The following is a 24665-nucleotide window of genomic DNA, read 5'->3' on the forward strand; positions in this document are numbered from 1 at the left end:
TAATTTATAACAGTATATCAAATCAAAACAATGGCTGATACATACGTCTAGTATCAGACATTATGTCTCCGTTTGTTTGATTGGAAAAGCCATTATTTAGATAGAATTTATTTGTACGTGGATTATTTAGTGAATCCACGGTGATAAATTGGCATCCAGAAATGTCATACTTGGAAAAGGTATAAATTACAAATTCAACGATTTGGCGGCCTACACCTTTGCTTTGGTAGTCTTCGCGAACTCCTAAATGTCCTATATTTACGGCTGGAAACGATGTCTGATTTTCAAAGGTCTCTGCATACTCATCGTTTAAAATCTCTTTCATTTCATTAATGAAATCATCCTTATCGTCCAATTGTCCGATGACTACGGAGTCGTTAGCAAGCGTAAATAATGCTATTATTTCATTGGTGGTGGAAAGTTTGGCACAATATGCAGACAAATATTTGTACTTGACACATTGTTCAAGTTCGTTGTGGAAAAAGCTATCTAACTTTTCAGTTCCGCAAGAAAATGAAGACAATTGCCTGTAATCATCGTCAGACAACTTTTCAATAATAATATTAATATCCGAGGATGGGGTTTTTTCCTCCATTGTTGGTTATGATACGTTTGGCGGTTCTTTCGATTTGTATCTTCCTTTGAGACAAAGCGCGACTTTCATCGGCACTCAGTTTTCCAAGCATCCGATTCATTACCGACCGACGAAATGAAACTATTTCGTCACGGCTCATTTTAGGATTTGGGTTTGAATTAATCATAAGATAGCTCTTTCTCAATGCAAAGATACTAAAATTTTTTTAGTACAATAATATTAATCAGCGTAAAATGGATTTTTAAGGTTGTTTATTATGAAATTTAATTGTCATTCATAATTCGTGATAAATTCTGAATCCGTTTTTATCATCAATTTTTAATTTTCAGATATTGTGCAAATCTTGTAACCTGAATGGATAATATCACAGAAAATCCCTTAGAATTTCTTCTTCGCTCATCACTTTTCCTTCTGCATGGTGATAATCTATGGAATAGCATAGCAGATCCACAAACTCATCGTGGGGCTTTGCCGGAAAACCGCATACTTCGTCCACGAACAGGTCGTTCCAGTCGCCGTCCACAAGCCACACCCGCCCGCTTTCCACATACGGTGACGAGGCGTTGAGCCTGGTTTCCTTGCTGTCTTTCGGGGAAGGGGTGGAAGTAACGTTGAGATTGGTGCTTTCATATAACTGGTCGATTACCGAAAGTCCGTTCGCTTTTGGCTCGATGCGCACGCTGCTTCCCCTGCCGTACCCATTGTCACGCACGTATGAGGGCAGGAAGCGGCACAGTTCGGGGAACTTCATGTTCACCTTCTTGGCGCAGACAATGTAGATGTTGTTGTCAATCATGCAGGAGCCGAGAATACCCGTCGGGTCGTTCGACGTTTTTTCGGTATATGCGGTATCCACAAAGAATGTGACGGGTTCGCCTTGACGTTTCTTGTTGAACTCGAATAAAGAAATATGCCTGAACCATTGTTCCTTGATGATGTTTCCTCCCTCGATGGTGGGGTGCTGCTGGTAGAGCGCTGAGAAGAATCGCGGTGAGCGGTTTCGTGCGTCAAGAAGCCGTTCCAGTGAATGACGGCCGGGCCACAAGGCTTCACCTACTTTGCGGGGATCGAAATCGTTGCCGTCGTCAAGACTTTCCCGGATGGCAGGTATGGAAAGTACAGTCCATTTGTCCGGCTCTTTTTTCAGAATGCGCCCGGCAAGGTCGTCTTCATGCCAGCGGGTCATAATGAACAACTGGTTGCTCGCATTATGCAGACGGGTAAGCAACACCGAAGTGTACCAGTCCCATACCCGTTCGCGGCTGACGGGGGAATAGGCCGTCATGGCATCCTTTATAGGGTCGTCTATGATTGCGATGTCAACCGGTGTACCTGTGAGCGAGCCTCCTACGCCTACAGCCTTGTAAAACCCCTTGTGACCCACCGTCTCGAATATGTCCACATTGCGCAGATATCCTCTTACGTCTGTCCGGACATTGGAGCCGTTCAGGTAGGTGTCGGGGAAGATGCTCTGGTACTCCGGGCTGTCGATGACGCGCTGTATGGATCGTGAGAATTGTTCGGCAAGGTTGGCGCTATATGACGTTCCCACTATCTTCAGGTTGGGGTTATAGCCCAGCGCGTATGCGGGGAAACTCCGGGATATTATCTCGCTGTTGTGGGTCGGTCTTAATTCTTTCCCCGCAAGATAATATCCGCCCTCTACCTGTATGCAGTTTACAATACATTCGCCATATGGAACTATAGATTTGATAAAATGTTTCTTCTTATCAGACCTGTCTTTGGTTTGTTTATTCTGCAATCGTTCAGCCTTACGTGGGAGCAAAAAGACTGCATCGTCTTTATCAGGATTGAAGCAAATGCGATATTTCTTTGAAACGATATGCCCTTCGAGCGTTGCATTCCCTTGATGCATTCTCGGTTTATATCCCAATCCTCTTACAAGCTCACAGATGTCATTGGCAAGTGCTTCATTTGTTTGAATAATCTCACAGTTGCCTCGCTTGTCGCAATATCCGTCAGTATCCATGAGCCCCTGCAATAATGATATGCGTTGCCTTATATCAGCATACAGATATTCAGGAGGTATATGCTTGTTCCCTAAAACGCCAATTTGTCTTAACTTCGTATTATTCAGCTCGTCAAATGTTATATAAGCGACATTTCCTTTGACACTTACTATCTTCCCGCTATATTGAGACAAAAAGAATTTGCAGTCATCCACTGACTTGCATATCTGCTTATGTCTCGACGCTCCGTCCCCGAGCCACAATCCGAGCAAATAAGGAGGCGTCGGCAATTTCTTGTTCTCGCATACAAGAGGACTTGCAGCTTTGAGATAAGGGCTTCTGTCTTTTATCTTAATCGCTATCTCTTGTGTCTCGATTTGCGGATAATACACAGAATCATGGCTTGAATTAGGAATATAGCATCCCCATTCATGCTGATTAGCTGCAATGATTGGATTACCGTCCGCAAACCTTACTTTGCTGCATTTACACGGATAATGGCACGTGACAGCCTCTATTCTGACCTTTTCTCCGTTCGGTGCAAATACATAATCCCCAACGCATAATAAACCATGCTCAACCCATCCACGGTTTGCGGTCAGTATCGGCGTTTTTATATCTAATGCCTTTCCGTGCTGGGGAGGCATGAATACCATCAGATTCTTTATCCTGCCGTCGAGTATCATCTGGCAATGGTCGGCAATGGCTTTGTGGAACCACTGGCTGACGTAAGACGGGTTGATATACGGAATGAATTTATAGAACATACCGGGAGCGTCTTTCTTCAGCAGCAGACGTTCCAGTTCCAACTTCCTTTTTACCTGTGCGTCGGTCAGCCTCATTGTTCGTCACGCAGTCTTTCCAGCCGTTCCAGTTCGTCGATGATTTCTTCACGGGACATCTCCGTCCGTACTTCCTTGACGGATATGCTTTGTTCGGCCTTCTCTACATAACCTCGCTTCTTGCCCTTCGTTTTCAGGTAGAAGATTATGGCGGTCAGATCTCCCTTGTCTATGGCGTTGTATAGTTTGGACTCTACGTGGTCTATGGTTTCTTCCTCAATTTCGTCTGCCTTTTCCCTGAACTTCGGGTCGTTCTCCCTCCACTTGTAATAACAGGACCTTGTGATGCCGACTTGCTGGCAGGCAAACGAGACAATCCCGTGGCTGTCACGGAAATGGCTTAAAAACTGCTTTTGTTTTTCTTTCTTTGTCATATTCCACCTGTTTTTGTCTTATGATATCTTTCTTGAACTACAAAGGTAAGAAAAATGTTTGAAAAACAATCATTTTTAGATGTTCCACTACTATAATTTTGTAACTTTGTGCATGAAACATCAACGATGTTGGTTTACGAAGACAAACAATTGTATGGTATGGAAAAGTATGGAACACAGGAAGGGGAGGCTTTCAGAATAAAGGCTTACGGACTCCAGGAACTGGGGATGCTATATTTCCCGAACAGCACGCCCAGGGCGGCAAGTTCGCAATTGAAGAAGTGGATTAACAATAATGGCAAGCTGCTGGCCCGCATGATGGAAGCCGGATATTACAACGGGCAGAAAATTCTTACACCGAAGCAGGTGAGAATTATAGTGGAGCACTTGGACCCTCCATGAGGGAAATGAAGCCGGAGTATGCAAGTCAATATACATACTCCGGCTTTCGATTGTTCATTCCGCCTCTTTTCGTTTTTCGCAGGTGTTCTCCTCCTTTTTATCCGACGCGGTTGACAGCCTTCCTTCTTCAAATGCGATTTCCGCCGCTTCGTTGGCCCGCATCAGCGGTACCATCCATTTTCCGCCCACGGTCACCTTGTGGCGCGCGATGTACTTTTTTGCTTCTTTGCTCATGATTTATAATTTTTAGAGTTGTTTTTCGCTCTCTTCCGCCAGCGCGTCAAGCAGGCGGCTGTATTGGCCAAGTGCCAGCAGCGGGCTTGCCGACCTTTCGCTGTATGTCCCGCACTCGCCCATGCGGAGGGCGGCTTCTGCAAAGGCATCGCACAGGAGCGCCTTCCATTCTTCCGTATTCTCACGGATGTCCCCGATGATGCGGGCGGCTTCGTCCGTTATCTCAATTTTCCGCATATTCTCAGATATCCTTGAAGTTCAGACTGTCCATCTGGGACGAGATGCTGTCCGATACGGATTCAAGTATGAGCTTTTCGCACGCAATGCTGCCGTTCGCAAACGCGTCGTTGGTAGCGTCGTCCCTCGAATATCCGTATTTGTTGCGCCAGTTGTAGAATGCCTGTTCCGCGTCGAGAAAGGCAGCATATACCATCAGGATTTCCCTGGTCTTTTCACTGATTTCTGCCACGCTCATGGCGTCGGCGGTTCTGTGTCCGATTACTTTTTCATTCATAAAACAAATTCAATTTGCGGCAGGCGGCATACGCTATCGCCAAGCCTATGATGTTACTTATGCAATATTCACTCTCGGTGCCCAGCAGCAGGACAATGCCCGCAACCAGCGCAAATACGGTCACCATCGTCTTGGGCGAATGGCATGGCCGATGCTTGTCTCTGTTCATGGCCGTACCTCCTGCAAGGTTTCAAACAATTGGTGCAGGAACAGCCTTCCGGTTTCCGTCCACGTGGTGATGGTGTTGGTTCCCTGCGACCCGTCGGAACGGGTGAATGCCGTTGTCCGTGGACGGGTATATCCCTTGCCGCAATGTGTGGCCGTCAGCATCCACTGGCCGGACTGGTAGAACATGACTCCCTTTTCCTTCAGCTTCTTGTGCAGCTGCTCCGCGGTCTTCATGTCCAGTTCCTTGGCCATCTGCGTGGAGGTGTAGGTGTGGGCCGACTGGAGTACGTCGTCCACATACTTCACTTTCGGAGCCTGCTGCCTGATTTCGTTGGATAGGTAGTTGTTCTGCTGCTCCAGCATGGCTTTCTCCTGCCTTGCCTGTTCAAGGCGGTTGCTCAGCACTTGCATGGCGTAGGCTATCGCCTCGTCGTCGTTGCTTACGGTGGCTACGCTGGTGCGCAAAAGCTCCTTGATGCGGTCGTTGCACCATATTGCAAAAGCTGGGCTTAGCCAACGGGCGAACTCCAAGGCTACGTCTTCGTGCATCCATGTGCCTGGGTTGTTACCACCTTTAGTAACTATCACTAAATCAGCCAAAGCAATATTTCTTGCTTTGCTTAATTCATTAATGTAATCTTTTGCATACTGATTGCTCAGCCAAAACTGAGGTCTTTTCTCATTCCCAAACGGTTTTGCCATCTGCGTAGCATTTACCATCACATTTTCGCCGCTGATAAACGAAATTTGACTACCTTTGTAGTCGTAAACTACTGGATTATTCATAATATTTGGTTGTTTATGGTGTGCGGTAGTGCGAGTACCGCACACATTGTTTATATTCGGTTTATTTATATCCTGCCTGCTTCTGACGGGTAAATGGCTTTCTTACGGTTGTTTGCCCGATTAATCTCCGCAATATTGCGCTCCCATATATCCTCTGCTGTTCACGTTGTAGCAATCGTTCCACGTGATATTGGTTTCGTTGGATGTTGTTCGCCGAACGGGCTTCTGTGATGCAAGGAGTAGTCTGATTTTGGCTTCGCGCTCTTCCTTGAACTTGATTTCATCCTTGGCCCATTCCCATGCCATTCTAAGACATTCACCGAATGTTCTTCCCATTCTCGCATTGCTCTTATAAAATCTGTGAGCACTTCTCATGATTTCCGATTTATTGTACTTTGTTGCCATAGTTCTTTATATTTAGTTGTTATTACTTCTTGTTTGATGATGCAAATATAAACCTATTTTCTTTATCAAACAAGAAAAAGAAAAGAAAAAGAGTTTATTTAATATATTTTAATAAACCTATTTTCTTTATTACACGAATCAATACTACATTTGCATTAAATAAAAAAATTATGGGTACTGACAACGAAATATTCAAGCTAAGGATTAAGGATATTCTTTCAGATAAGAATATGACCTCTAAAGAACTTGCTGAAAAAATGGGTAAAGCCCCACAATATGTAAGCAACATAATAAATGGAGGAAAAGGAGCTTCTATATCTACACTAATAGAAGTTGCAAAAGTTCTTGATGTTGAATTTAGGGATTTATTTGCAGCTACAAACATTCCTTCTACCTCCGAAGTGTCCGGATACGTGAAAGTGAAAGGAACTATTTATGAGGTTCACTCTTTTGAGGATTTAAGAAAATTGATAGAAATGGATGTTTAACTAAATAAAAAAGTTATGAGAAAAATTATCCCCATGTTATTTTTGGTATTGTCTTTTTCTGTTGCCTGTTCCAATAAAAACAATCTAAAGCAAGAAATTGAAACGCCAAAAGAAAAATATACGGAAGAGCAAGCATTGAAAGCATATAAAGATATGTATTTTGGTATGGATATAAAATCTATATTAGAACTTGGATATGTATCGGAAAAAGATACGTCCAAATGGGTAATAGACTTGAAATATAAAAATATTGGACACGAGGAATTTGAAGATGCCAATATTATGACATACAAAAACAAACTCTTTTTGGTTAATTTCCATAGCTACGTTGATGGATTAAATGATGCGTTGGATTTATTGAACGGTACAAAAGAGGTTTTCTCTGCAAAATACGGAACTCCTCAAATAGAAAATACTATAAATAAAGATAGTATTGAAATAGATAAAGATTATATTGTCTATTTATGGAACATAAGGAATAAGCAGATTAGGGGAGAATTGAATAAGTCTGAGCAGGATGATATGTATTTTGTAGACGTGTTTATAGAAGATACAATAACTCGCCATATTAAAGATTCAGTTGCATTATCTTATCAAAGTAAAGACATATAAAAATTTATCCCCGTTCCTTCCGGTTCGAGACCCATGGAACCCTTTATGATGTCCACTCATTTGATGATTTGGAGAAACTATTAGAATTAAAAAATGGGAAAGAGTGAAATCGTAATATATAAGTCCGAAGACGGAAACATTAAGGTTGATGTTCTGTTTGAGGATGAGACCGTATGGCTGACAATCGACCAAATGAGCACTTTATTTGGAAAATCACGCTCTACAATTAATGAGCACATACTAAATATTTATGCAGAAGGGGAACTTTCCGAGACGGACACCATAAGAAAAATCGGAAATTCCGATTTTTCCACCAAACCGACCAATTTCTATAATCTTGATGTGATTATTTCAGTCGGCTACCGTGTGAAATCCAAACAAGGCACACAATTCCGACAATGGGCGACACAACGGCTACGGGAATATATCATAAAGGGGTTTACTTTGAACGACGAGCGTTTCACCACAGGTTCTTCAATGAACTATTTCAAAGAATTGCTGGAGCGCATACGTGAAATACGGTTGTCTGAAAAAGTGTTTTACCAACAAGTTAAGGATATTTATGCCACAAGTATAGACTATGACCCATCCGATGAAATGACATTGGCTTTTTATAAAGAAGTGCAGAACAAGTTGCTTTGGGCTGTTAGTGGAAAGACGGCTGCGGAATTGGTTTATTACCGTGCAAATGCAACATTGCCTATGATGGGACTTACGTCCACGAGCAAGCCAGGCAAAGTGACCAAAGTGGATGCGCTTACAGGAAAGAATTACCTTAGTGAGGAGGAGATAAAAGTGCTGAAACTTATAGTGGAACAATATCTTGCTTATGCGGAATCTCAAGCCACACAGCATAAACCAATGTATATGAAAGATTGGATAGAAAAATTACGGTTAATATTGACAATGAATGAAAAGACAATATTAGAGTGTGCCGGAAGTGTTTCCCATGAACTTGCTGCCAAGAAAGGCACTGAGGAATATGTCAAATATAAAGATGCCCAGAAAAAACTGGAACATTTGAACAGCATAAAAGAGCTTGATAAAGATATTAAGAATTTAACATCAAAAAAGAACAGAAAACAATAAAACCGGCCTGTTCCGGAGCGATGGCATTACCAACATAATCCAGCACAAAGGGGATTTTTACAAAGCAACCACGATAGCCGAACTGGAAAATATAGTGGCGAAAATCAAAGAAAAGGCTTGATTGTGTTGCTATATATGTAAACTTTTGCTATATTTGCAGAATGGAAGCAGAAAGGAAGATATTGTTTTATAAAGACTATTTCATTTCGTTCTATCGTTCTTTAGATAGTGGAGCGCAAAAGAAGATTGATTACATTTTGGGTATGCTAAAAATACAAGAACGGGTAAGTGAGAAGTTTGTGAAGTTCATACGTGAAGGTCTTTATGAAATCAGAGCATCATACAACGGGTGTATTTATCGGGCATTCTTCATCTTTGACGATGGAAACATAGTTATGTTGTTCAACGGTTTCCAGAAGAAAACTCAGAAAACGCCTGATAGTGAGATAAACAAAGCATTGGAAATAAAAAAGGAATATTATGCAGGAAAGAAATGACATTGGCAGCTTCGATGCCATACTGGATGAAAAATACGGGAAGATCGGTACGCCGGAAAGGAACGAGTTTCACCGTGAGGCATACACTTACTGTGTAGGCCAGATGATTTGCGATGCGCGGAAGCAGGAAAAAATGACGCAGGCCGAATTGGCGGAGAAAGTGGGAACCAACAAAACTTATATATCAAGAATAGAAAAAGGAATAATCGAACCCGGAGTAGGCCTGTTCTTCCGTATCATTGATGCGCTCGGACTGAAGGTTGAAATAGTCAAACCCATTCTATAAGAAACTTGTAAAAAGCCCTAAGATGGAGTGGTACACTACCTATTCACATTGTGACAAGATATAAAATTAACTACGGAAGTTTAATCTTTATTTTAGGATTATGATAAAGAAATTTTTATTTATACTATTGGTAATGATGCCTATATTTATTCATGCACAAATCACAATAGGTAATCGAATACAGGATAGTAAACCTGAAATGGAACTTAAATATGATAGTTTGTCAAATATAAGTGAGAAGAATATTTTATCACTTAAGGGGCAAACTCTTTTTGTGATGGGTAATGCTTTTAGTAAAGAAAATGGATTCCATTTTTTGTTTTATAATCAAAAGGGGTTTCATAGCGATGCCTATAAAAAGACGCTTTATAAACAAAGCACAAGAAGCAGTAAGGGATATGAGGAGAAGTTTACTCCATATGAAGCTGTAGCAGGGAAGTACTATATAATTTCTGATATATATAGTCAAAAACATGATATAATGGGTATGGAGTATTGCTTGCTACTAAATGACATAAATGCGAGTGATAGCCTCTATTGTTATCTGCACAATTTGGACTCTTCGATAGCAAGCGGTATTGATAATCTATTAATTTTGGGATATTATGAGAAACTTAAACAATTAAATGTCGGTAAATCGTTTAGAGTTTCAAAAGATAACGAATTTGAACAGACTAACAACGGGAAAATAAAACTTAAATCAGGAAGTGTATTTAAATGTAAGGATGTCGCCGTCAATTTAGGCGAATATAATAATTTATATCTGATACTTGGTGATAAAAGTAACATAGAGATTAAGGCGTCTGTTTTGAATAATGGGAAAGTTTGGGGAATGATAGATAATGATAGATATCATTATTTGACTAAAAAATTTGGAATTGAAAATGCTAATCTGATAATAGCAGAGAAAGTACGTATTGGAATGTCTAAACAGGCGGCGAAAGAATCTTGGGGGGAGCCTAATGATATAAATACAACAACAGGAAGTTATGGAACACACGAACAATGGGTATATGGTGATGGGAATTATCTATATTTTGAAAATGGGAAATTGACAGATATTCAAAATTAGTAGTATTTTAGCCCCGCTCCGAGAGATTGGGGCTTTTTTGTACCTCATCATTGATTTAAAGTGAATATGCTTTACAGGTATTATCCCAGGAAAGATGTACCGATGATGATGGAGAAAATGTAGCAAACCTGCAAATTGGGTGAGGGGTACATAAGCCGTGTTTTTCCGTGTTCTTAACGGAAGTATCATTATCTGAAATAACAAATACAATGGCAATACTGACAATCGAAGAGGCCGAGAAAATGAGGGCTTTTATTCCGTCATCTACCATGTTCAAAGTGTGGGACGCGCGGGATAGGGGAGGGACGTTTATAACCGTACCTGACAGGAACCTCGCTCTGTGGAAAAAGAAATATGAGGCGTATAACCTTAAGTTCAATGTACTGCTGCCAAGATGCACGGAATACAACAATCTGGGCATTGAATATGAGAAACAGGGAAACATTCCCTTTGCAATCAGTGCGTACGAGGAGAACGTAAAACCGGGTTCTTATCCGGCCCGTCATGCTTACGACAGGCTGCTCGTCCTGTACAGGAAACAAAAGGATTATAGGAATGAGCTTCGGGTATGCAAGCTTGCCGTATCCGTTTTCAAGGAGGAAAAGTACAAGAAGCGGCTTGAAAAAATCAAATCGCTTCTTAAAACACAGAAACAATGAAATATGTCCTATGAAAAAATCAAGAGCGATAGAGGTGCTGAAGAAGCAGTTGGATGAAATACCGGCGTTGAAAAAAGTGCGTGAAGGCGATAAAAAATATAGGGACTGGAAAACGCAGACATTGGCCGTGATAAAATCCGTCTTCGGCGAATGGTCAACCAATTACAAGGAAGCAAACGACAGCCTATTCCCGCAGTTCTTTTTTGACCCTATTTTTGGAAATGATAGCACCCCGACAGACTATCATGCACGCTATTTGCAAGGGCTGGATGCAAAAGATACCATGCTTCGTGGCATGATAACCGAAGTTGAGTTGCGGGAAGATGACAGAACTAGTTGCCGGGAGGATGCCGTTTCGGTCATAAGGAACATCTGCGACCGTTTTCATTTGGTCGTACGCCAGTTGAGGAAAAGGCACGAAGACAGGCCTGCGCTGGACGTGGACGATGAATATGATGTGCAGGACCTGCTTCATGCTTTGTTGAGGCTGCATTTCGATGATGTCCGGGCGGAGGAATGTACGCCGAGCTATGCCGGAAGTGCGTCACGCATGGATTTTCTGCTTAAATCCGAGAAGATTGTTATCGAAGTGAAGAAAACCCGGAAAGGATTGGGAGCGAAAGAAGTAGGCGAGCAACTGATGATAGACAAGGAAAGATATGCCGCACATCCCGATCTTGGAACTTTGATTTGTTTTGTGTATGACCCAGAGAACAGGATTGCCAATCCGGTTGGGATAGAAAACGATTTGAGCAGAGATACGGAACGATTTAAGGTAATTGTTCTTATAAGGCCCAAATAAGGCTGACTACAATGGCTTGCTCTGGTGGACAGATAATAAATTACCCGTAGGTAGTCGGTACACTACTTACGGGTAGTTAAATGGTTTCCTACAGGTAGATGGTGAATTACCTATAGGTAGTTTTTATAGCGGACTGCCACCTTCTTCATCATCTCCATCACCTGTACTTTCATCAGCAGGCAAAGTTTCACCTTTTTTCGGTACTCGTTTAAATGTAAGCCCACCATCGCCGGCACGTGTAGCAGCCTTTACAGGTTTACCAGGACGAAACTGAATTCTGGCACCTATAATGTTGGCCGAGGTAAATTCTTTCTCGGTCAAAGCACCTTCACTCTGAAGCTGTAGTTGGAAACTGCCGAATTTTTCCAACCTGACAATTTTGCCAGATGCCAGATGCTTATTCATCTGCTTAATCAACGCCCGTAAGGCATTGAGTACATCACCGTCGGTCAACGTTGTCGCATAGGCGATGTCTTCTGCCATCTCGTCCATCGTTACCTCACCGCTTGCCTGCATCTTTGCGTAATACTTCTTCTCGCCGTCCGGGTTACCCGGCTCGCTGCTCATCAGAGCAAGGGAATAATTTACACTCATGGTTTTCTCCTTCCTGTTTTAGTTAATACTTCGTTTTGATTTTTACGGTGCGAAGTTAGTCTGCTGTCTCCAGTGCTTGAAGGCATACGTGCAGTAAAGTATGACAAACGAGATATAAACGGATTTATTTGTACGTGGATAAACTTATTGGGTATTCCAGATGTTGATTTTTTCTTAAAATTATGGCAGAATTATCATATTATCTTTATCCCTACTGATTACAAACCGATATATCCATGCTGCATCAGAGAACTCGTTCCTAAACTTCAGCCCAAGCTCTTTTAATTTCTCTGATACCTTTTCTGCATCTGTTTTGTATCGGCCAAACATGTTATCTATTCCAACCCCATAAGAAGCAGGATAAATACCAATTGAATAACCAAAAACTTTCACGAGGTATTCACGCAAATTCTTATATGCCGATTCTTTATTTAACCTATCAAGCACCCATTCTAAAGTGACCTCCTTGACTTTTGGCGTCTTAAATTCCCGTATGTCATCATTGATTACAACAACAAGATATTCAGCGTCTTTATAAGAAAGGCCATCGTCGGTACACCGTAGTCCGGTTCTTCCCCAAACGTAATATCCAAGGTCTTCGATTTTCTTGATTGTCTCTTTACTGATGTTCATTACTAAAATACTTTTCTATAATTATTTCTTTTGACTTCATTATCATGGAATCAGTATCAATTCCGATTTGCTGGTAGAAACCGCTGTTCCCAGTAAGGCTTTCGCTTGCGATTTGCAAGGTCCTGCGTTCCTCTTTAGTAAAACCAATCCGGAATGTCCGAAAGATAGCAAGTGCTTCTTTCAGGCACCCGGATTGAAATAACTTTACTGCTTTCTCTGTTTTCGTTCTCATATTCTGATATTCAAGTGTGTAACTTTGTATATGTAAATATACATATAATATATTGAATATCAAAGGGTTACACTCTTTATTTTCAGACTTGGATACAATTAAATTTCAAGAACTTGCTTGTATAGCTCAAAGTTCCTATTTTCTATTTCTTCATCTTCAGGATAGCGTTTGGCTCTGGTATACCACTCATGGAAGCAATCGGAGCAGTACCAGCAATTAAGAACAGCAATATAGAAACCGTCATGACTGTTGCAAGAACCGCAACTGTCACAGATCCCAGCACAACCGTATTCACTGAGGGCGCACATCATTTCACCACGAGTGGCTGTATGACCTTGAATCCTTTCTTGCTTTCATATCTCACTTGCTAAATATTCATTATCACATTCCAAGCATTCCCAATCAGAACCTTCGTATCTGCTTGGTATCATAGCATTATCACACACAGGGCATTTGGGAAGTAGGTCTTTTATAAACCCCACTTCAATACCGAACTCTCCATTATGAAACCTTATGTCATTGGCATCATCACACGCCCCTTCGCTATCATCATCATATAGTCTGAATACTTCTATATCCGATGAGAATAATTGGTAAGCTGCTTCCTTGCTGATAACCAGCCATACAAATCCGTCTTTACAAACTTTTGCTTTCATTACATTAACCTCCTATCTTCACTTACACTTTCGGCATAAATTCCTTTGTTTATCTCCACATTTTTTCCAGTCTCATATCCGCGGACGGCAGACACATTATCTACATTTTGACTGCTTGCACGAGACTTTCCGATTTTCTCATCTTTCAGGAAATCGTCAATCTCAGCCCGGGTGCTCAAAGCAAGCGCAGTGATGTCGCATTCATGTTGCAGTTGCTGTTTTTCGGATCTGAATTTTTCATTCAGTCCAAATACGCATCCACAGAGATAGGAACGGAGGTACATGGCGATACTTTGTGGCCTACGTCCGAACTTGAACAGGCAGTCATGCCTATATGAAGGGTATTCTTTCTTGCCAATCTGGTAGAACCTGTTGGCGAGGAAGGAAACGAGATACAGAACTACTTCAACATTCTTCTTACGCCCTACAATCTGGAACTTATCTCTGCTCATACGTCCATTGTCTTTTCTTGTCGATATTATAAGCAGGCGGCACATGTTGTATTCGCACACGGTTCCAATTAAATCAGCATACCATCTGCCACTGCTTACTTCTGGCTTGAATGGTATTTCTTCGGCCACAACAGGGTTGTCAATTCGTTCCTGCGTGGGAATATCTGTTTCTGACAAGTTGTAGGCTATCAACAGGCGGGTAATGCCGGCTGCTGCTGCGCATGCCTCTCCTTCATTACCAAGAGCAAGCGCAGACTCTTTCAGGTTCATCAGCTTGCGAAGCTTTTCTAAGATTTTGTCTTTGTTCGTCATTGCTACTATATTTTAAGTTTATAATAATCCTTCGTCAACCATGGAAGCATATCCATTCTCGCAGATAACAATACTGTCGAGAAGCTTAATACCAAGAATCTCCAATCCGTTTCTGACTTGTTGTGCTATCCGGCTGTCCTCATTAGAGAATTTAAGATGACCGGATGGATGATTGTGCACCAGTATCACGGAAGCGGCCAATGATTCCACTGCATACTTTGCAATCAATCTTACATCCACTATGGTAGAACAAACACCGCCTTGGGAAATTTTGGCATATCCGATGGCGGTGTTTGCTTGGTTCATAAGGAGAATAAACGAACTTTCGTAGATGGAAATGTCATCGTAATAGAACTGGCGTGCAAAATCTGCCGAATCTTTCGAGGAACGGATTTTAGCAACAGGAAATTCCTGTTTTTCTGCTTTCAGACTAAATTCAATTGCTTTCTTTTTCATTGCTCAATTTTCTTATTGTGTTCTTTTAGTATAGTAAAGATACTGATTATTAGTTTGTTATACAAATATAACCATCTAATAATCAGTGGTTTAAACTTTGTTTAACTGAGCAAGTAAGAACATTTTAATATGCCTTCCCTCCGTGCATAAAAGGCCGGAGTTCATTGTATTTCATCTTCTGCTCGATATGCCATGCAATATCTATGTTTTTTGCTCTACACCAAGAAAAGATCCTTCCCAAAGAACAACTTATATGTAGTTTCAACCAATCCTTATGGCTTTTATCTGGGTTGGTGATAAATGAGCAAAACATGTAAGAAAATTCCGTGAATGATATTTCCTCTATATATAAGTTATCCATGTATAATAATTCGCAATTACGAAGTCCTGCCAGATCCAGCAATCGGATGCAGGCGTCGGCAAGTTCTTCCTCGACAGTTCCTTTGATTTGACGCTCGAAGTTTTCCTTAAAGTCAATGCGGTTATAGTATTTATTGAATGCTTCAAAGTCAGCGTGGCTTCCTTTCCGGTCCGCTTCCACAGCTTCCATCAGTTCGGATATAACCAGACAAAGAAAATGTTCATCACTCAGGTTTTCTTCATGCCATCCGTGTGTTACTGCGCACTGGTAGGCTTTGTCTCGCAACTCATTCAAATTAACACTACTCATAGTTACTTATCTTTTAACCGTTTCAAAACATCCTTGTTTGCATCCAAAATATCATCAAACGATGGAATTGGCATCCATGCCAATATCGGACTATCGCCATATACGAAGTCTCCTCCCAAATATCTATAACGGTATATTTGAATTGTTCCTTCATATTCAATCATTACTAAAACGTTTTGCCATATCTGTGGCATCCTGTCTCTCGGAACGACCCACTGGCTCCTTAATGCAGCATCCCATCCCACTTCATAAGCCGCCTGAATATCCGACTTATTGAATACCTTTTCGTGAGGGGCATAATCTACGCCATGATGCTGTCTTGCACTTTCAAGCAACAGGATGGAATACTCTTTTGATTTTCGTTCTTTTGCATCCATAATCTATAAATCATTTCATCCATTAACAATATCTTTTATCTTCTGCCATAGCCTCACATATTTTCTCAATGCACTCAACATTTTCTTCGTTCAACCATTCCTTGGCCACATTCCACGCAATGCTTTTACTTGGTTTGAAGTTATCAAGTCGAATGCTATGGTGTGATAATCTGCCTTCTGTAGGCTTCAGTCCAGCATCATGTAATTCACATAGACCGTCTTTGTAGAACGTACACCAGTCGCCTTCCTGTTTGGCCTGTATCATCGGTACGGGCATATTAATGACACCCATAATGACTCCTGCATACCATTCAGTTGCAGCAAGCCTGTCTTTATATCCGGATTCGATAAGCTTCAAGATATCTTGAGGTGTGCCTAAACAAGGCGTATGGCATTGCAGCTTACACAACTGACATTTGCATTGTACCGGCTTGCGACCGGTCTTCCTGATTATACGCTGTAACTGCGTTTCTTTAATAAGTAAGCTCATTTTATATCTCCTTTTAGGTATTCTATGTAAAAGTGTCCGTTGGCAATGAGCCATGAAATCATAGAAATAACAGAATCAAATAAATCTCGTTTCATTTCTTGATGTTTCACGTCATATCCAAACTCCACATAAGTGACAAACCAGCACTGACCATCGCTGTTTATATCTAAATCAGCATTGGGTCTGTTTACTTGTTCTATTGACTTAGGTATCAGCTCCAGTAACCGGCTAAGGCTCCATGCAGGAATAACGAATCTATTATGTTTCCAATAACCGTTCCAATCATTGTACGGTCTTGCGGAACAATACAAGTTCGGATTGTCTTTTATCGGTATACTCATATCTGCCGTTTCAGGCTTCAATCCTAACGTAAGCAGCTGCTCCGCCTGCTCGCGGGTCGTCGCTATTTGTGATTTAAATTCCATATCTTTCATTTTATAAGTTCAAAATCATAAACGAATACATACGGATTTTTGCTCCACACGTCTTTTCTGCTCACCTTATTTATGAGGTGAGCAAAGGCTTCACGGGGTGAATTGAAGTGCGATTTCCCACCGTCAAATGTATATCCGTCGGGAGGGAATTTACAATCTTTATAATAGAATGTCTGTATTCCCTCTTTAAAACAACAATCATCCGAAATGTCTTGTAGCTTTTCAACACGTACGTTGGTAATTCGTATTTGGTGAGGCATCAATTCTGCCTTTACAAACATTTTATTATCCAATCCAGCTTTTGTTATACATTCGTTATCTATATCCAATTTTGTATATCCAAGCTCTCTATAGCTTTGAGCAATAGCTATTATTTCATTGATTTTATATTTGCTTATGTCTAATATCGACCTTCTTAAGCCTAATGGGGCAGATGGGTATTCGTAATTTACTACATCAAATTCATATCGAGAGATATGGGCTATTCTTCTCGTCTGCGTCTTTCTTCCTTCCAATACGGCTTTCGTTAAGCCATAAAAATCTGAGAACATAATCTTCTTCATAATCCTTGCTTTTTAATCAGTTCCAAACAAATTTTCAGTCCTGCTTCGAGTGCTCCTTCGTAGCTATCCCATTCCCCTCCGTCATTTGGGCCTTGATAGGATGACCATAATATATGAGTGCCATTATCAGATTTACATAAGTCGTAATACCAACCGGACGCATTCACATCAATACACACATGAATACCATGCGCCTCGCGTAGCCACCTCGCCGCCAAAGCCTGCGTTGGGCACGAAGTTGCACACTGACTTTTGTTGAAATTTTCCGGGCAATCACAATGCCATATTGTGCCACGCTCTGTGTATTGGTTAAAGCACGGCACGTCAAACCCTGCCTCTTTCAGCAATTTCGCCGTGTCGAACGAAACATAACTTTCTTCTATCATAATCAAAAAGGTATTTTGTTGCTTCTGTTTTGCTTTCTTCTCTCTTTCATATTATTTACCTTATGCCACCACTTAGGCAACGGTTTGTTTTCGTCAAACGGGTCACGTCCGATACGTTCAAGATACTTCATCTTGGCAAGTATCTTTGGAACTGCTGCTGCGTATGCTTCCGCAAATTCTTCAAAGGTTATCATGGCTATTCCTCCTTATATTTCAAATTCAACCCTTACAGTTGCATAATCTTTTGTACAATCTCTTTCCGCTTCTTCTTTTGATTTGAAAAGACCTGCATCTTTATTAACATTAATCCATCCCTCTTTCTTTTCGGGGAGCATCATAAGGTCCTCATCATTCTGTTTATCAAAATCAACTTTTCCATTCGACAAATAATAATGTACTGATTCCCCAAGAGGGTCTGACACAAGAGCTACAATGTGCATATCCCAATCTCTATCAAAGCAAATAATCCTTGCCTTTCTTCCGTCTCTTGTGCAGACAGTTTTGCCTGCTTTGGCAGCTTCAAGGTCAAACGGCTTTAAGTTTAGTTTATCCTCGCCAAATAGACACTCGTCAACAACTTTGTCAAATTCGGGAATATCTTCTTTTGCATCATGCATTCTATATTCTTCCATATTTTCTTTGGTTTGTTTTATTTCTATTGCTATTCGCTTGTGCTTATAATCACTTACATACATCAGTAAAGCATTTTCTTTACAGAAATTTACATCATACAGCTTATATTCTTGCATCCATACTAATCTTTCATCTCCATGAATATTGCAAGTGAAAGGCTCTCCGACCTTTTCAAGTTTCTTGAAACACGCTAATTTCTTATCGTTTCTATATGCGCAATATGGATTTCCAATAAATTTGCAACTTCCTGCTTCATCAAAGCTACATTGATTGCAATGCCCTATAATACACTGATACCACTCACCGTTGTACTCGAATATTTCTCCTATCTTGTGTTCCATAATCAGTCCTCCTTAACTTTCGGTTTATACTCGTTCGTTTCTTTATCGTACTCGTAGCAGTCGGGGCAGTAGAGTTTGCCGTCGATTTCTTTCCATCGCTTCCATACGGATGCTATATACTCAGCTTTTTCTTTAGTTTTACATGATGAATTTACTTTTCTACACCCGTCGCACACAGCTTGGTACATAGTCACTTCGCGTATCATATCAATCCTTTATGTTTAAGTTTAACAACAGCATCTTTACGGGAGTATGCCTCTATTTCATACCCTTTTATGACAAATTTGGACAATGGCTTTTCACCGAATCTTTTTCAGTTCCTTTTCGGCCTTGGCAAGATCCTTGGCCATCTGAAACCAATCGCTAACACTTTCTTGTTTTCCCATAATGTTTTCTTGCTTATTTCCACTTTACCTAAACTTTAGGTAAAGTCATTCAAGGTGTAAGGATAGTTGACTATTCGGTTCTTTATAACCGGGATTGGCCAAAAGGAAAGCCTTTCTTAGTGCTTCGGAAATCTTATCACGCATGGCCTTAGAAACATGATTTCTGTCTGATTCACTGTTAATCAGTAAGCATTTGTCAAGGCTACCATTGATAGGTTTCTCGTCAAGGAACAGGCTGTATTCCGTGAATATCCGGTTCTGTTTCCGACCTTCATTCTCTTCTTCTTTCGTCTGATATCGTTCAATTATGGTATCTTGGATTGTTCTCAGAACCCTTTGTCCTCTGTCGCTTCTGCAGCCCTGTTTTTCGTTCTCGAACATGACAGACAAAGCACGTTTTTTACGGACATTCCCTATTTTTGCCCAGCCGTAATAAACCTTTAGTCTTTCCATCATATTTCTTGCTTTAATGGTTCCCATCCCTTTGGTATCTTTGCCCACTTTCTGAAGTAGGTATCAAAGCTGTCCATATCGTTGAACATGTCCATCTTGGATTGTTCTTCTATCACCAATGAGGAAAATTCCTTGAAATAAGCATCTGCAGATTGCACAAAGCGTGTATGTAGTTGCTTGATTGTTCCCAGCATTAGGCCTCGTTCCTTCATCAGATCGGAGGCTTCTTCTACCAGATTGTTTGCTTCACACAATAGAATTTGTGAGGCGGATAGCAGTTGGTTCAAACGGGCCATAGAGCCGTCTTTCTCCGCGGCTTCTATCAATGTTTTCTTGGGTATCATAATAGCCTAAGTTGTTGTTTATCATTTAAAATTTGGAGGAATTATCACAGCTTGTGTAAATTCAGTCCCGATTAACTCGTTTACGATATTTAATACATTCTTGCTGGTAAACGGTAGATTATTGTTTCGATACTTTCTACATCTGTCCATCATTGTATTTATGTGATTGACATGAATGTAATTGTTCCTTTCAGTACGCCAATTTCTGCTCCAGTAACCTGTAGTTTCGGAAATTTCAATATGGCTATTCCATATTTCATCTTCAATGTCGATATCTTGGAAATCTGTCAAATGAAACAAATCCTTTTTGATATGATTTCTTTGGAAACTCAATAGGTATTCGTGTCCGTCCAACCCTTTAGGCAAACAGATTACTCTTGGATAGGGTATTGTCCCATCATCCTCAAAGTTGTTCCTGTCTGCTGTAGCAAACATTGTCAGTTTACCCCAAACGCTTGGATAAGGTCGGCATTGAAGTGATTGAATAGCATTCTTGTATTTCATTTCTTAATCTCCAATTCATAATATGAAAACCAACCTTTTTCACTTGGAAATGCTACCAAAGCCTGAGTACGGTCAATGGATATTTTATGCACAATTCCGATTTCTTCTGTAGTAATGTTCTGCACTTTTGTCCCTATCGGACACTGGGTTTTGAATACGTTTACTTTCATTGCTTCAATGTTTTAATGTTTATGTAAAAATACTTGTAATATATTGAAATACAATATATTATATCTTCTTTGTTTCATTCATAAACTTTGTTTAACTGGCTGATTTACAGGTGGTATTTCTCCTCGTCTTTTTCGTTCAAGGTACCACGTGTAGGGATTATATCCTTCGGGAATTACATACCCTTCGGGAAGTTCGCGGCGGCGGAGGCTTTCTTCCTGTTCATGTTTCCGGATAGCCATGTCAAGCTCTGCATTTCTTTGGGGGAGGAACTCTTTGAAGAATGCGTTTCCTATGCGCTTGGTATCGAAACTGGAGTAGCTGTTGTCGTATCGTCCTGCCTTGTATCGGGCAAAGAACAGCATCAGTTCAGACAGCTTGTACTGGCGGACTTCCTGAGCAAACGACTGGCTGAATATCCGAATACCGTCGGCAATTCCGCTTTCTCTGCTACTTGAAGCCCCATATAACCCAAACACCTGCAATTCTATCCAATAACAGGAAGAACCAATTCCGTATAGTTCATCGTACTGCATCAGCGTTGGGCAGTCGGCCATATAGGCTTTGCCAACGTTCTGGAGTGTATATCCCCAGTGGACAGGTGAAAACAGCCTCTCAATGTCAGAACGGCTTTTCCATTTCGTCAGCCATACCTTCTTCGAGCTCTCGCTTATGCTGTTGTAGCAGGTTAAGAGCGTAGGCGTTAGCCTCTTGCTTGCTTGTATAAGCGTTCCTATTGCTTCCATTGCTTTCTCCATCGTAGTTTCCCTCCAATATCTTCACAAAATTGTTTGGATTGAAAATCCAGTCAAAATCACATTTCCATCCCCTGTCATTATCCCCCAATAAGAAGGGGGAGTGCAATACCTTTTGGAATACCTGCATTATTGCTTCCTTTCCATGCTCTGTAGCCCTTGCACGAACAGATGATTTCCTTTTCTCCGTCAACTTAACCACTACCGGAATCTTTCCGATAAACAGCTTGTTGTAATAATCACATAAAGCCGCAAAATCTATTATTTCGGTCTTGGGCAAAGAAAGCTTGCCTTTCTTTGTATCTACGTCAGTAGATATTTCTTTCTTTTTATTTTCCTTTTCCTTTTGTGGCATTTTCACCGAATTTAAAGCCGTTTCTTCCGAAATAACCTTAGTTTCTTCCGATATAACTCTTGTTTCTTCCGAAATAATAGGCTCTTTTTCTCCGTCAATAAGTGAGTATTCAGTAATATCAGACCTCCTTTTAAGTAATTTGCATATAGACTGGTATCGTTTCTGGATCCCTTTTGACGTAATGATTCGTTCATTGTCATACAGCTCTTTGGATAATAACCCCAGTGTCATGCAGCTTCTTATGACCTCCAGTATATACGCCTCTTCAAACCCGGTTTGTTCCGATATAATGAAAGGCAACTCTTCGTCCCACCTCATGTAGTACCCACGCTGGTAGATAAGACATAGCAGGAGAGCATATACTGTTACGGCTTTGCCACTCTGATACTTGATTAGTTTCCTTATTCGTATGTCTTGGAATAAATCAATGTCCATTGGGAAGTAACTCAACCCTGTCTTATTAGGTCTTGCCATTTATATCATATTAAAAATAGAAACGGCTTCCACGTTTCTATACCCTTGATGTGGTGTTTAGGATATATACTCCATGAAAGCCTGTTTAATATCTTATTAATCATCAAACACCACTAAGATGATATATATTTTTAAGTACCGTAAAGGTAAGCAAAAAGTGTTTGAAACTCAAACATAAATCAAATTAATTTTTCTAGGGAAAACATTATTTATCAATAGCCGGTCTTATTCAGGCGTAGTGACTCCTTTTCATAACTCAGTAATGTCCGCAGCGCATCAAGCTGGTGTACGCATGACGCATTCAGGCGGTCGAGTCGGTCAACCAAATAAGCCTCTTCTTCCGCAATGCTGTCCAATAGGGCATTCTGAACTTTCGCAGACAGGCAGTTCTCACGTGCGATACGAAGAATGGTATTCTGTATCTCGTCAGACTTCTTCTTGCGGAGCATTTTCTTGGCATCGGCCAGCATTTCACCTGATCGCATCATATATACCATGATGACGGATATACGCTCCTGTATCTCTTGCGGGTTATTGGAGCAAGTGATGTTCAGGTAGTCGCTGATTTCTTTTATCTCTTTTTCCATGAGGTCACAATCTTTAGTTTAATCGGTTTCTTTTGCAACATCACATATCTTTTATGTAGTTCTCAATTTCTCGTTTGAAATCCTCGAACGAACGGCATATCACATATTTGTTTCCAGCCGATTCGCATTCACGTTGCCACTCCTTTTGAGAAGGTCGCTGTGTGCCGTCATCGGTTTTCATTTCAATAGCAAGAGCACCATAAAATCGATTTCTTTTCAGTAGGATTATGTCGGCTACTCCGCTCAACATTCCTTCTTCTTTCATATATGCTCCGTTTCTGGCGCTTCTTCTTGCGGCATTCGGGATAGCAAACAGAACCTTGCTCAATTTCGGGTACTGGTGTCTGAACCAGCGGACGCAGGCCGACTGCAGACGATGTTCCTTGTTGTCGGATTTCTTCCGGCCATGCCAATTCTTGTCGAGGGCGAGCATTTCTTCAAAGGTCATATTCTTATTTCAATATTGCCCAATCAGGGATGTATTCGTATTCCATATGCTGAATTAGTTAGGTGATTGTTTTTCGTTGTTGTCATATGAATAGGTTATGACGACCGTGTTTTTCCCAGTCTTGTCTACGATGACATTCTGCCCTCTGACGACGACTTCAGTTTTTTCACCGTCGCGGCAGGCTGCAAGAAGCTCGGTAGCTGTCGGTTCACGGCGTTCTTCATGCCCTCCTTCTTCATCGGCTGCGTAGGGATATACGTCCACGACGGGCGTTTCGGCCACGGCGGCTATCTCGTAGTCGGCCATGGTGCCCTTCATGCCTTCGTCTAGCTTCTTCACGGCGTCGCGCAGGTCGGCGGCCTGTACCAACACTTGCGTTGGTGTCTTCTTTTCCACGCCGGTCTTCTCGTCCAGCGTGATGAAGGCGAGCTTGCATTTGAACCAGCGGTCGGCAACTTCTTCATCGCAGGGGAAAAGTTCGCTATAGTTGGCGCGCTTGATGTTGGCTACAGTGAACTCACCGCTAATGAAAGGAGTAATCTCTTCGATGATACGCGCTTCGGCTTCGGTGAAGCTGAGGGCGTCGACCAGGTATTTTTCGGTCACTTTCTTCAGCATTCCGTTCTCCATCGTCTTTTCGTAGCGGATGGAGCATTCAAACCAGTTTTGTTCCATAATCTTTCTTGTCTTTATAGGTTGATGTTTTTTTATTTTGCCACGTGCGGACTTTTGCCATGCCTTGTGCGGACTTTGATGCGGCAAGGGTCGGACTTTGGCGGGAGGCCGTCAGAAGGGCATGTCGTCCTCCTCGGCGACGGCTTCGGGTGCGCTGACGGACGCCGAGGCGTTGCGGCTCTCGACGACCAGCGGCTTCATGTTGCCCAGATAGGGTCGGCGGTCGAGCTCGTCCTTGCCAGCGGCTTCGCGGAACTCCTTGGAGAAGGACTGCATGACGTTGTGGGTGTCGCCGTACTTGCCCACTTCGCGCCGCTCGAATATGGAGAGGCCGAGGTAGGCGGATTTCGCTTTCAGGTTCTCGTCCACGCTGACGTAGATGTCGTTCTCTCGGATGGGGATGCAGAGGCATTTCACGCCGCGGATGGTGGCGATGCCAGTGCGCTGTAGTTTCAGCAGGTCTATGCTGCCTTGTAGGTTGCTCATTGCTGT

43 protein-coding genes are annotated in these 24665 nt (G+C 41.6%); 9 read left to right on the top strand and 34 right to left on the bottom strand.

Annotated elements, in window-relative coordinates; translation table 11 throughout:
* Window positions 1-22: 22 nt before the first annotated feature.
* The 3 genes from HF894_RS02670 to HF894_RS02680 all read right to left on the bottom strand — a co-directional run bounded on the left by HF894_RS02670 (window position 23) and on the right by HF894_RS02680 (window position 3781).
* Window positions 23-595: a GNAT family N-acetyltransferase gene (locus HF894_RS02670; RefSeq protein WP_204971002.1), complete on the bottom strand. Its 573-nt coding sequence runs from the start codon at window positions 593-595 to the stop codon at window positions 23-25.
* A 364-nt stretch (window positions 596-959) separates the two neighbouring features.
* The gene (locus HF894_RS15100) at window positions 960-3407 is read right to left on the bottom strand and encodes a terminase large subunit domain-containing protein (RefSeq protein ID WP_246593109.1); all 2448 of its coding nucleotides are present in this window, start codon (window positions 3405-3407) and stop codon (window positions 960-962) included.
* Entirely contained in the window at window positions 3404-3781 is a 378-nt protein-coding gene (locus HF894_RS02680; protein WP_204971003.1) for a phBC6A51 family helix-turn-helix protein, read from the bottom strand. The genes HF894_RS15100 and HF894_RS02680 overlap by 4 nt, the downstream gene beginning before the upstream one ends.
* A 159-nt stretch (window positions 3782-3940) precedes the next feature.
* Here HF894_RS02680 and HF894_RS02685 point away from each other — a divergent pair, with 159 nt between their 5' ends.
* Window positions 3941-4183: a DUF4248 domain-containing protein gene (locus HF894_RS02685; protein WP_204971004.1), complete on the top strand. Its 243-nt coding sequence runs from the start codon at window positions 3941-3943 to the stop codon at window positions 4181-4183.
* A gap of 54 nt (window positions 4184-4237) precedes the next feature.
* On the opposite strand, the gene HF894_RS02690 is transcribed toward HF894_RS02685, so the two are convergent.
* The 6 genes from HF894_RS02690 to HF894_RS02715 form a co-directional block, all read right to left on the bottom strand.
* Complete coding sequence (locus tag HF894_RS02690) at window positions 4238-4417, bottom strand: hypothetical protein (protein WP_204971005.1); 180 nt, start codon at window positions 4415-4417, stop codon at window positions 4238-4240.
* A gap of 12 nt (window positions 4418-4429) precedes the next feature.
* Window positions 4430-4654 carry a hypothetical protein gene (locus tag HF894_RS02695; RefSeq protein ID WP_204971006.1) on the bottom strand — a complete coding sequence of 75 codons (225 nt, stop codon included), beginning with the start codon at window positions 4652-4654 and terminating at the stop codon, window positions 4430-4432.
* A 4-nt stretch (window positions 4655-4658) separates the two neighbouring features.
* Complete coding sequence (locus HF894_RS02700) at window positions 4659-4931, bottom strand: hypothetical protein (RefSeq protein WP_204971007.1); 273 nt, start codon at window positions 4929-4931, stop codon at window positions 4659-4661.
* On the bottom strand, window positions 4924-5100 hold the full coding sequence (locus tag HF894_RS02705; RefSeq protein WP_204971131.1) for a hypothetical protein: 177 nt from the start codon (window positions 5098-5100) through the stop codon (window positions 4924-4926). Before HF894_RS02705 ends, HF894_RS02700 begins: the two co-directional genes overlap by 8 nt.
* On the bottom strand, window positions 5097-5885 hold the full coding sequence (locus HF894_RS02710) for a phage antirepressor KilAC domain-containing protein (RefSeq protein WP_204971008.1): 789 nt from the start codon (window positions 5883-5885) through the stop codon (window positions 5097-5099). Before HF894_RS02710 ends, HF894_RS02705 begins: the two co-directional genes overlap by 4 nt.
* A gap of 120 nt (window positions 5886-6005) precedes the next feature.
* Window positions 6006-6221, bottom strand: a complete 216-nt coding sequence (locus HF894_RS02715) for a hypothetical protein (protein WP_204971009.1) — start codon at window positions 6219-6221, stop codon at window positions 6006-6008.
* Window positions 6222-6460: 239 nt separating this feature from the next.
* Here HF894_RS02715 and HF894_RS02720 point away from each other — a divergent pair, with 239 nt between their 5' ends.
* From HF894_RS02720 to HF894_RS02755, 8 genes are all read left to right on the top strand, one after another.
* The gene (locus tag HF894_RS02720; protein WP_204971010.1) at window positions 6461-6778 is read left to right on the top strand and encodes a helix-turn-helix domain-containing protein; all 318 of its coding nucleotides are present in this window, start codon (window positions 6461-6463) and stop codon (window positions 6776-6778) included.
* Window positions 6779-6793: 15 nt separating this feature from the next.
* Window positions 6794-7390: a hypothetical protein gene (locus HF894_RS02725; RefSeq protein WP_204971011.1), complete on the top strand. Its 597-nt coding sequence runs from the start codon at window positions 6794-6796 to the stop codon at window positions 7388-7390.
* Window positions 7391-7483: 93 nt separating this feature from the next.
* The gene (rhuM, locus tag HF894_RS02730; RefSeq protein ID WP_204971012.1) at window positions 7484-8479 is read left to right on the top strand and encodes a RhuM family protein; all 996 of its coding nucleotides are present in this window, start codon (window positions 7484-7486) and stop codon (window positions 8477-8479) included.
* A 161-nt stretch (window positions 8480-8640) separates the two neighbouring features.
* The gene (locus tag HF894_RS02735; protein WP_204971013.1) at window positions 8641-8976 is read left to right on the top strand and encodes a type II toxin-antitoxin system RelE/ParE family toxin; all 336 of its coding nucleotides are present in this window, start codon (window positions 8641-8643) and stop codon (window positions 8974-8976) included.
* Window positions 8960-9262: a helix-turn-helix domain-containing protein gene (locus tag HF894_RS02740; protein ID WP_204971014.1), complete on the top strand. Its 303-nt coding sequence runs from the start codon at window positions 8960-8962 to the stop codon at window positions 9260-9262. Before HF894_RS02735 ends, HF894_RS02740 begins: the two co-directional genes overlap by 17 nt.
* Before the next feature lie 100 nt (window positions 9263-9362).
* Complete coding sequence (locus tag HF894_RS02745) at window positions 9363-10334, top strand: hypothetical protein (protein ID WP_204971015.1); 972 nt, start codon at window positions 9363-9365, stop codon at window positions 10332-10334.
* Window positions 10335-10543: 209 nt separating this feature from the next.
* Window positions 10544-10993 (top strand): hypothetical protein, encoded by a 450-nt coding sequence (locus HF894_RS02750; protein ID WP_204971016.1) that lies wholly within the window; start codon window positions 10544-10546, stop codon window positions 10991-10993.
* Window positions 10994-11003: 10 nt separating this feature from the next.
* Entirely contained in the window at window positions 11004-11795 is a 792-nt protein-coding gene (locus tag HF894_RS02755) for a PD-(D/E)XK nuclease domain-containing protein (RefSeq protein WP_204971017.1), read from the top strand.
* A 123-nt stretch (window positions 11796-11918) separates the two neighbouring features.
* Here HF894_RS02755 and HF894_RS02760 read toward each other — a convergent pair whose 3' ends face one another.
* From HF894_RS02760 to HF894_RS02880, 25 genes are all read right to left on the bottom strand, one after another.
* On the bottom strand, window positions 11919-12389 hold the full coding sequence (locus HF894_RS02760) for an HU family DNA-binding protein (RefSeq protein ID WP_204971018.1): 471 nt from the start codon (window positions 12387-12389) through the stop codon (window positions 11919-11921).
* A gap of 180 nt (window positions 12390-12569) precedes the next feature.
* Window positions 12570-13022 (bottom strand): hypothetical protein, encoded by a 453-nt coding sequence (locus HF894_RS02765; protein ID WP_204971019.1) that lies wholly within the window; start codon window positions 13020-13022, stop codon window positions 12570-12572.
* On the bottom strand, window positions 13009-13254 hold the full coding sequence (locus HF894_RS02770) for a hypothetical protein (protein WP_204971020.1): 246 nt from the start codon (window positions 13252-13254) through the stop codon (window positions 13009-13011). The genes HF894_RS02765 and HF894_RS02770 overlap by 14 nt, the downstream gene beginning before the upstream one ends.
* A 353-nt stretch (window positions 13255-13607) precedes the next feature.
* Window positions 13608-13910 carry a hypothetical protein gene (locus HF894_RS02775; protein ID WP_204971021.1) on the bottom strand — a complete coding sequence of 101 codons (303 nt, stop codon included), beginning with the start codon at window positions 13908-13910 and terminating at the stop codon, window positions 13608-13610.
* Window positions 13910-14674, bottom strand: coding sequence for a DUF7168 domain-containing protein (locus tag HF894_RS02780; RefSeq protein ID WP_204971022.1), 765 nt, complete (start codon window positions 14672-14674; stop codon window positions 13910-13912). The genes HF894_RS02775 and HF894_RS02780 overlap by 1 nt, the downstream gene beginning before the upstream one ends.
* Before the next feature lie 18 nt (window positions 14675-14692).
* Window positions 14693-15130: a JAB domain-containing protein gene (locus tag HF894_RS02785; RefSeq protein WP_204971023.1), complete on the bottom strand. Its 438-nt coding sequence runs from the start codon at window positions 15128-15130 to the stop codon at window positions 14693-14695.
* A 124-nt stretch (window positions 15131-15254) separates the two neighbouring features.
* The gene (locus HF894_RS02790) at window positions 15255-15800 is read right to left on the bottom strand and encodes a nucleoside triphosphate pyrophosphohydrolase family protein (RefSeq protein ID WP_204971024.1); all 546 of its coding nucleotides are present in this window, start codon (window positions 15798-15800) and stop codon (window positions 15255-15257) included.
* Between the two features lie 2 nt (window positions 15801-15802).
* Window positions 15803-16177 (bottom strand): hypothetical protein, encoded by a 375-nt coding sequence (locus HF894_RS02795; RefSeq protein WP_204971025.1) that lies wholly within the window; start codon window positions 16175-16177, stop codon window positions 15803-15805.
* Between the two features lie 22 nt (window positions 16178-16199).
* Window positions 16200-16667, bottom strand: a complete 468-nt coding sequence (locus HF894_RS02800) for a hypothetical protein (protein ID WP_204971026.1) — start codon at window positions 16665-16667, stop codon at window positions 16200-16202.
* The gene (locus HF894_RS02805; protein WP_204971027.1) at window positions 16664-17092 is read right to left on the bottom strand and encodes a hypothetical protein; all 429 of its coding nucleotides are present in this window, start codon (window positions 17090-17092) and stop codon (window positions 16664-16666) included. Before HF894_RS02805 ends, HF894_RS02800 begins: the two co-directional genes overlap by 4 nt.
* A 5-nt stretch (window positions 17093-17097) precedes the next feature.
* Window positions 17098-17664: a hypothetical protein gene (locus tag HF894_RS02810; RefSeq protein WP_204971028.1), complete on the bottom strand. Its 567-nt coding sequence runs from the start codon at window positions 17662-17664 to the stop codon at window positions 17098-17100.
* A complete protein-coding gene (locus HF894_RS02815; protein ID WP_246593110.1) occupies window positions 17661-18050 on the bottom strand; it encodes a hypothetical protein in 390 nt (129 codons plus the stop codon). The genes HF894_RS02810 and HF894_RS02815 overlap by 4 nt, the downstream gene beginning before the upstream one ends.
* Window positions 18051-18052: 2 nt before the next feature.
* Complete coding sequence (locus HF894_RS02820) at window positions 18053-18244, bottom strand: hypothetical protein (protein WP_204971029.1); 192 nt, start codon at window positions 18242-18244, stop codon at window positions 18053-18055.
* 12 nt (window positions 18245-18256) lie between these two features.
* Entirely contained in the window at window positions 18257-19024 is a 768-nt protein-coding gene (locus HF894_RS02825; RefSeq protein WP_204971030.1) for a hypothetical protein, read from the bottom strand.
* Window positions 19025-19026: 2 nt separating this feature from the next.
* Window positions 19027-19230, bottom strand: a complete 204-nt coding sequence (locus HF894_RS02830) for a hypothetical protein (protein ID WP_204971031.1) — start codon at window positions 19228-19230, stop codon at window positions 19027-19029.
* A 225-nt stretch (window positions 19231-19455) separates the two neighbouring features.
* Window positions 19456-19890 carry a hypothetical protein gene (locus tag HF894_RS02835; protein WP_204971032.1) on the bottom strand — a complete coding sequence of 145 codons (435 nt, stop codon included), beginning with the start codon at window positions 19888-19890 and terminating at the stop codon, window positions 19456-19458.
* Window positions 19863-20207 carry a hypothetical protein gene (locus HF894_RS02840; RefSeq protein ID WP_204971033.1) on the bottom strand — a complete coding sequence of 115 codons (345 nt, stop codon included), beginning with the start codon at window positions 20205-20207 and terminating at the stop codon, window positions 19863-19865. Before HF894_RS02840 ends, HF894_RS02835 begins: the two co-directional genes overlap by 28 nt.
* A 21-nt stretch (window positions 20208-20228) precedes the next feature.
* On the bottom strand, window positions 20229-20711 hold the full coding sequence (locus HF894_RS02845) for a hypothetical protein (protein WP_204971034.1): 483 nt from the start codon (window positions 20709-20711) through the stop codon (window positions 20229-20231).
* The gene (locus HF894_RS02850) at window positions 20708-20881 is read right to left on the bottom strand and encodes a hypothetical protein (RefSeq protein WP_204971035.1); all 174 of its coding nucleotides are present in this window, start codon (window positions 20879-20881) and stop codon (window positions 20708-20710) included. The genes HF894_RS02845 and HF894_RS02850 overlap by 4 nt, the downstream gene beginning before the upstream one ends.
* 78 nt (window positions 20882-20959) lie before the next feature.
* Window positions 20960-21436: a DUF6633 family protein gene (locus tag HF894_RS02855; protein ID WP_246593111.1), complete on the bottom strand. Its 477-nt coding sequence runs from the start codon at window positions 21434-21436 to the stop codon at window positions 20960-20962.
* A 64-nt stretch (window positions 21437-21500) separates the two neighbouring features.
* Complete coding sequence (locus HF894_RS15105; RefSeq protein ID WP_246593112.1) at window positions 21501-22463, bottom strand: DUF4373 domain-containing protein; 963 nt, start codon at window positions 22461-22463, stop codon at window positions 21501-21503.
* A gap of 212 nt (window positions 22464-22675) precedes the next feature.
* A complete protein-coding gene (locus HF894_RS02865; RefSeq protein ID WP_204971037.1) occupies window positions 22676-23050 on the bottom strand; it encodes a hypothetical protein in 375 nt (124 codons plus the stop codon).
* Window positions 23051-23090: 40 nt separating this feature from the next.
* A complete protein-coding gene (locus tag HF894_RS02870; RefSeq protein ID WP_204971038.1) occupies window positions 23091-23498 on the bottom strand; it encodes a VRR-NUC domain-containing protein in 408 nt (135 codons plus the stop codon).
* Between the two features lie 54 nt (window positions 23499-23552).
* Entirely contained in the window at window positions 23553-24173 is a 621-nt protein-coding gene (locus HF894_RS02875; protein WP_204971039.1) for a DUF4494 domain-containing protein, read from the bottom strand.
* A 111-nt stretch (window positions 24174-24284) separates the two neighbouring features.
* Window positions 24285-24659 carry a hypothetical protein gene (locus HF894_RS02880; RefSeq protein ID WP_204971040.1) on the bottom strand — a complete coding sequence of 125 codons (375 nt, stop codon included), beginning with the start codon at window positions 24657-24659 and terminating at the stop codon, window positions 24285-24287.
* Between the last annotated feature and the right edge of the window lie 6 nt (window positions 24660-24665).

This window comes from Caecibacteroides pullorum, from assembly GCF_019239235.1.
GTDB lineage: Bacteria > Bacteroidota > Bacteroidia > Bacteroidales > Bacteroidaceae > Bacteroides > Bacteroides pullorum.

Coding starts and splice junctions, on each gene's coding strand:
- HF894_RS02670 (WP_204971002.1), bottom strand. CDS start 595: ATGGAGGAAAAAACCCCATCCTCGGATATTAATATTATTATTGAAAAG.
- HF894_RS15100 (WP_246593109.1), bottom strand. CDS start 3,407: ATGAGGCTGACCGACGCACAGGTAAAAAGGAAGTTGGAACTGGAACGT.
- HF894_RS02680 (WP_204971003.1), bottom strand. CDS start 3,781: ATGACAAAGAAAGAAAAACAAAAGCAGTTTTTAAGCCATTTCCGTGAC.
- HF894_RS02685 (WP_204971004.1), top strand. CDS start 3,941: ATGGAAAAGTATGGAACACAGGAAGGGGAGGCTTTCAGAATAAAGGCT.
- HF894_RS02690 (WP_204971005.1), bottom strand. CDS start 4,417: ATGAGCAAAGAAGCAAAAAAGTACATCGCGCGCCACAAGGTGACCGTG.
- HF894_RS02695 (WP_204971006.1), bottom strand. CDS start 4,654: ATGCGGAAAATTGAGATAACGGACGAAGCCGCCCGCATCATCGGGGAC.
- HF894_RS02700 (WP_204971007.1), bottom strand. CDS start 4,931: ATGAATGAAAAAGTAATCGGACACAGAACCGCCGACGCCATGAGCGTG.
- HF894_RS02705 (WP_204971131.1), bottom strand. CDS start 5,100: ATGAACAGAGACAAGCATCGGCCATGCCATTCGCCCAAGACGATGGTG.
- HF894_RS02710 (WP_204971008.1), bottom strand. CDS start 5,885: ATGAATAATCCAGTAGTTTACGACTACAAAGGTAGTCAAATTTCGTTT.
- HF894_RS02715 (WP_204971009.1), bottom strand. CDS start 6,221: ATGGGAAGAACATTCGGTGAATGTCTTAGAATGGCATGGGAATGGGCC.
- HF894_RS02720 (WP_204971010.1), top strand. CDS start 6,461: ATGGGTACTGACAACGAAATATTCAAGCTAAGGATTAAGGATATTCTT.
- HF894_RS02725 (WP_204971011.1), top strand. CDS start 6,794: ATGAGAAAAATTATCCCCATGTTATTTTTGGTATTGTCTTTTTCTGTT.
- rhuM (WP_204971012.1), top strand. CDS start 7,484: ATGGGAAAGAGTGAAATCGTAATATATAAGTCCGAAGACGGAAACATT.
- HF894_RS02735 (WP_204971013.1), top strand. CDS start 8,641: ATGGAAGCAGAAAGGAAGATATTGTTTTATAAAGACTATTTCATTTCG.
- HF894_RS02740 (WP_204971014.1), top strand. CDS start 8,960: ATGCAGGAAAGAAATGACATTGGCAGCTTCGATGCCATACTGGATGAA.
- HF894_RS02745 (WP_204971015.1), top strand. CDS start 9,363: ATGATAAAGAAATTTTTATTTATACTATTGGTAATGATGCCTATATTT.
- HF894_RS02750 (WP_204971016.1), top strand. CDS start 10,544: ATGGCAATACTGACAATCGAAGAGGCCGAGAAAATGAGGGCTTTTATT.
- HF894_RS02755 (WP_204971017.1), top strand. CDS start 11,004: ATGAAAAAATCAAGAGCGATAGAGGTGCTGAAGAAGCAGTTGGATGAA.
- HF894_RS02760 (WP_204971018.1), bottom strand. CDS start 12,389: ATGAGTGTAAATTATTCCCTTGCTCTGATGAGCAGCGAGCCGGGTAAC.
- HF894_RS02765 (WP_204971019.1), bottom strand. CDS start 13,022: ATGAACATCAGTAAAGAGACAATCAAGAAAATCGAAGACCTTGGATAT.
- HF894_RS02770 (WP_204971020.1), bottom strand. CDS start 13,254: ATGAGAACGAAAACAGAGAAAGCAGTAAAGTTATTTCAATCCGGGTGC.
- HF894_RS02775 (WP_204971021.1), bottom strand. CDS start 13,910: ATGAAAGCAAAAGTTTGTAAAGACGGATTTGTATGGCTGGTTATCAGC.
- HF894_RS02780 (WP_204971022.1), bottom strand. CDS start 14,674: ATGACGAACAAAGACAAAATCTTAGAAAAGCTTCGCAAGCTGATGAAC.
- HF894_RS02785 (WP_204971023.1), bottom strand. CDS start 15,130: ATGAAAAAGAAAGCAATTGAATTTAGTCTGAAAGCAGAAAAACAGGAA.
- HF894_RS02790 (WP_204971024.1), bottom strand. CDS start 15,800: ATGAGTAGTGTTAATTTGAATGAGTTGCGAGACAAAGCCTACCAGTGC.
- HF894_RS02795 (WP_204971025.1), bottom strand. CDS start 16,177: ATGGATGCAAAAGAACGAAAATCAAAAGAGTATTCCATCCTGTTGCTT.
- HF894_RS02800 (WP_204971026.1), bottom strand. CDS start 16,667: ATGAGCTTACTTATTAAAGAAACGCAGTTACAGCGTATAATCAGGAAG.
- HF894_RS02805 (WP_204971027.1), bottom strand. CDS start 17,092: ATGGAATTTAAATCACAAATAGCGACGACCCGCGAGCAGGCGGAGCAG.
- HF894_RS02810 (WP_204971028.1), bottom strand. CDS start 17,664: ATGAAGAAGATTATGTTCTCAGATTTTTATGGCTTAACGAAAGCCGTA.
- HF894_RS02815 (WP_246593110.1), bottom strand. CDS start 18,050: ATGATAGAAGAAAGTTATGTTTCGTTCGACACGGCGAAATTGCTGAAA.
- HF894_RS02820 (WP_204971029.1), bottom strand. CDS start 18,244: ATGATAACCTTTGAAGAATTTGCGGAAGCATACGCAGCAGCAGTTCCA.
- HF894_RS02825 (WP_204971030.1), bottom strand. CDS start 19,024: ATGGAACACAAGATAGGAGAAATATTCGAGTACAACGGTGAGTGGTAT.
- HF894_RS02830 (WP_204971031.1), bottom strand. CDS start 19,230: ATGATACGCGAAGTGACTATGTACCAAGCTGTGTGCGACGGGTGTAGA.
- HF894_RS02835 (WP_204971032.1), bottom strand. CDS start 19,890: ATGGGAACCATTAAAGCAAGAAATATGATGGAAAGACTAAAGGTTTAT.
- HF894_RS02840 (WP_204971033.1), bottom strand. CDS start 20,207: ATGATACCCAAGAAAACATTGATAGAAGCCGCGGAGAAAGACGGCTCT.
- HF894_RS02845 (WP_204971034.1), bottom strand. CDS start 20,711: ATGAAATACAAGAATGCTATTCAATCACTTCAATGCCGACCTTATCCA.
- HF894_RS02850 (WP_204971035.1), bottom strand. CDS start 20,881: ATGAAAGTAAACGTATTCAAAACCCAGTGTCCGATAGGGACAAAAGTG.
- HF894_RS02855 (WP_246593111.1), bottom strand. CDS start 21,436: ATGGCCGACTGCCCAACGCTGATGCAGTACGATGAACTATACGGAATT.
- HF894_RS15105 (WP_246593112.1), bottom strand. CDS start 22,463: ATGGCAAGACCTAATAAGACAGGGTTGAGTTACTTCCCAATGGACATT.
- HF894_RS02865 (WP_204971037.1), bottom strand. CDS start 23,050: ATGGAAAAAGAGATAAAAGAAATCAGCGACTACCTGAACATCACTTGC.
- HF894_RS02870 (WP_204971038.1), bottom strand. CDS start 23,498: ATGACCTTTGAAGAAATGCTCGCCCTCGACAAGAATTGGCATGGCCGG.
- HF894_RS02875 (WP_204971039.1), bottom strand. CDS start 24,173: ATGGAACAAAACTGGTTTGAATGCTCCATCCGCTACGAAAAGACGATG.
- HF894_RS02880 (WP_204971040.1), bottom strand. CDS start 24,659: ATGAGCAACCTACAAGGCAGCATAGACCTGCTGAAACTACAGCGCACT.